The 3,797-nt window shown below is 61.7% G+C and carries 2 protein-coding genes and 1 riboswitch; of the genes, one reads left to right on the forward strand and one right to left on the reverse strand.

Going from position 1 to position 3,797, the window contains the following annotated elements; genetic code table 11:
- Nucleotides 1-139: 139 nt before the first annotated feature.
- A complete protein-coding gene (locus sphst_RS13675) occupies nt 140-1,477 on the reverse strand; it encodes a S41 family peptidase (protein WP_081877707.1) in 1,338 nt (445 codons plus the stop codon).
- 338 nt (nt 1,478-1,815) lie between these two features.
- A riboswitch (cobalamin riboswitch) is annotated at nt 1,816-2,056 on the forward strand.
- Between the two features lie 222 nt (nt 2,057-2,278).
- On the opposite strand from sphst_RS13675, the gene sphst_RS13680 reads away from it, so the two are divergent.
- Complete coding sequence (locus sphst_RS13680; protein ID WP_234387654.1) at nt 2,279-3,739, forward strand: hypothetical protein; 1,461 nt, start codon at nt 2,279-2,281, stop codon at nt 3,737-3,739.
- The last annotated feature ends 58 nt before the right edge of the window (nt 3,740-3,797 follow it).

Here is a 3,797-nt window from a genome sequence, read left to right on the forward strand (position 1 = left end):
GTTCATAAAGCAGTCGCCAAGGGTCAGCTAAAGCAAAGTGTCCCGACAATGACGTCGTTTGGGGACGACCGGCGAAACGCTCGAATTGCCAGAAACCCTGCTCATGCAAATGAGTTTAAGCCGTTCGACGGGCTGGCGCTTACTCAGCCGGACTTAACGGAGCTAATGGGAGCATGCCCGCAATCTTCCCTTGATCATCTAGCGACACTATCGTTTTGCGCCGTCCATTGGCGAACGTGAGCTTGAACTCATCGCCACCAAACGCGGTAGGACGCCAGAAGTCTACCGAGAGTAATCGGCCGAGACTAGCGAGTTCAGTCCGATTCTGAGTGATCTGCGGCTGGATCTCGGAAGCGAGCTGGGGGGTCACAAGGTCTTGGATCGTAGTTCCGCTTGCAATCGCGCCGATAAGCCTGCGGATTGCTGCGTCTGATCCAGCCAGCTGGGCTGTTCGCGGGCTAAAAACCCTTTTTGTAGACGCCGCCGCGATATCGGCGACTGGCTTTGACCCTGCCTTCGCCAGCGCCGCAGAAAGTGCGTTCTCCGCATTAACGGACACATCTGGCCGAACACCAACGCCTTCCCAATTGGTCTTCGTGACCGGATTTTCCGCTCTGCCAGAGGGAATCATGGCGATAACACCGTGACCGATATCGACCGGACCGACAGGATTGGCCCCGCCCCCTGTTGTCTCCCCGATCAACGTTCCTCGCTTGAGCGCTTGGATGTCGTAGGCGAACTCCTCACCGCCAGAGAAGGTCATTTTGCTGGTGAGAACGTAGACAGGGATGTCGAAGAAGGACACCGGTGTGCGAACGGATCGGTAGCTTTCTCGCGTTGTCTCAGTCGTCTTTGCCACGCGTGAGACGATGTCATTGATCGCCCGGCCTGGCGGAACCAGGAAGCTGACGAGGTATGAAACGGCCCCCGGGTCTCCGCCGCCGTTACGGCGGACATCGATGATCAGAGCACGACTGCCTGAGAGGGAGGTCATGGCCTTGTCAACCGCCCTTTTGGAGAAGCTGATTGGTGGAAAGCCAATCACTTCAATATATCCAACACCGCCCGCTAGGATGTCGGCGCGAGTCACTCCGGCGTCCGCGGCGGGCATCTCAGCCGGTGGACCGTCGCCTCGCGGCGGTCGCGGCTCCTGCATCGAGAACACGCTAAGGTGCTTGTCGTGGGTCACGATGGACGCATCAGCGGACAACCGGGCCGCGAGTTCTCCCGCCGTTCTGGCATCGTCGTACTTGCCTGAAGCAAACGCGTCGGTCGTCCTCTTCGCCACTTGCTCGGCCCGCTCAGTGAATATGTAATGGTCGCGCATCGCGCGAGCGAACTCTTCCACAATCGCGCGACGTCCGCCGGCGTCGAGAGCAGGAGCCAGAGCATGGGTCGGCCCCTGTGCTGCAGCGGGCAGCGCCAAGGGAAGAACCAGCGAAAGCGCCCACAATATCACATTGCGTCGACGGCACATCAGCAGCCCCCCTTAATACAGTTTGGGCCGGCGTACGTCTGACCAGTCCAGGCGGCTAGTCAGTACCAAACCCTCAATTCGACAGCCTGTCGGAACGTCGCCTACCAGGCAAGGCCGATGAGCATTCGAACGGCTACAACTGGGCGGACACGCCCTGCCCTACGGCTTCCGGCCAGACGCATAGCCGGACATTAGCGACGTATTCGCTCCTTCCCAGTTACCGCCTTTCGTTAAGGGGCACCGACTTGCCTTTTGACCTCTGTGATGGCCGCTCCGACCGATTGCCGGATGGTCTTCGTCAAGATAGACCGGCGCCGCTGACCTGTTCGATCCGAGCAGGGCGGCATGATCGCGTCGGTGCCCCGAAAGGGGCTTAATAGGGAACGCGGTGAGGGTGGTTCGCCACCTGAAGCCGAGGCTGTCCCTGCAACTGTAAGCGGCGAGCGCGATGCATTTCGCTTCTTCCTGAACCGGAAGGAGCAGCCACTGGGCCAGACGTTTCGTCATGAGGGCCTGGGAAGGCCGTGCATCGTGTGATGACCCGTGAGCCAGGAGACCTGCCGGCGTCTGGTCGCTCTTGCCTGGCCCAGGGGGTGGCCGCGGCACGGTACTCCGTCGAGCGACGACGTGTGCGGTGGGGACCGCACGGGCATGCGTGCCGGTCGCAATCGCGTCCGGCTGGCGCGGATGTCGGCCGTTCGCGGGAGGTCCCTGCCGGGTTCGCCAGACGCCCGGGGGATTACCGTAATGCCGTTCCTATTGTCTCGCCTCGCTTGCGTGGCGGTTCGGTCCACGGCTCGCTTGACGTCCGTCTTTGACGCCGTGAGCGGGCGCGCAATTGGCAAGACTGCCCGGCGCTGGCTTTACCTTGTTCATCGCTGGGTCGGCATTGCCAGCTGCCTGTTCTTCGCGATGTGGTTCCTGTCCGGGTTGGTGATGCTCTACGTGCCCTATCCCTCCCTCTCTTCAGCTGAGAAGCTGACCGGGAGCGAGGCTATCGACTGGGCAGCGGTGGACGTACCGCCACCGCTTGAGGGTGGATATCTACCGCAGGAGCTTATGCTCGAAATGCGCGACGGCACGCCTGTCTGGCGCGTCGCACAGTGGGATGGATCGCATGTGACGGTCGCAGCCCATCGGGGGTCAGTTCTGCCGCTGGTTGACGCGCTGTATGCCGCTCGGGTCGCCGGTCGCTTTGCACATGCAACTGTAGAGCGCGTTGATCATCTGGCACGCGATCAGTGGACGGTTGCGGGTGGCTTTGACCGGCATCGACCGGTCTGGAAGGTCGCGCTCGCCGACGCGTCCGGCACGGAGGCCTATGTCTCCTCGAGTACGGGCGCCGTCGTGCAGGTAACAACCCGCCGCGAGAGGTTCTGGAACTGGCTTGGTTCGGTGCCGCACTGGCTTTATCCGACGGTGCTGCGACAGGATCAATCGGCCTGGCGTCAGGTCGTGCTGTGGGTGTCAGGCCCCTGTATCGCTGCCGCGGTAGCGGGCATGTGGATCGGCATCTTGCGGACGCGCATCGGCGCACGCCGCTTCAGGGGCGGACGGATGACGCCCTATAACGGCTGGATGCTCTGGCATCATATCGCAGGGATGGTTGGTGGTGTCTTCCTGATCGCCTGGATCTTCAGCGGGTGGCTGTCGGTCGACCCCGGCCATCTGTTTGGTGGGACAAAACCGGTCAAGGCCGCGATGCGCGTCTATCAGGCATCCGATCAGATGCCGGTAGTATCGCTCGACCGACTACGCGCCGTAGGTTCCGGTGCAGTGATCGCGCAACTTATTGATAATGCCGGAACGCCGCTTGTGCTGCTCGCCTATCGTGACGGCCGGCGATCCGCTCTGGATGCGGTCATGCTTACCCCGTCGAGCCCGACCACGCACGCCCTGATGGCTGGAGTCCGTCGTCTGGCAGGCTGCACGCGGTTGATCGCGATCGACCGCCTGACGACGCCTGATGCGTATTGGTATGCGGTCGCAACCCTGCCACAGCTGCCGGTGCTCCGGCTGCGTTTCGCTGATCCGCCACAGACGTGGTTTTATATCGATCCCGCCACCGGAGAGATTCTGAAGACCGTCGATAAGCGGCAACGGGCATACCGTTGGGCATTCGACCTCCTCCATAAATGGGATCTCGGCGTGCTCACCATGTACCGGCCGGCCCGGGATATGCTGCTCTGGCTGTTCTCGATCGCAGGCGGGGTGACGTCGATAAGCGGCATCTGGCTGGGATGGAAACGGCTCAGACGATGACGGATGGACCCAGTCCCGGTCAGTCACAGGTCAATCGCCCCTTCATGAAACCGGACGT

Source organism: Sphingomonas sp. STIS6.2 (assembly GCF_000732685.2).
Taxonomy (GTDB): domain Bacteria; phylum Pseudomonadota; class Alphaproteobacteria; order Sphingomonadales; family Sphingomonadaceae; genus Sphingomonas; species Sphingomonas aerolata.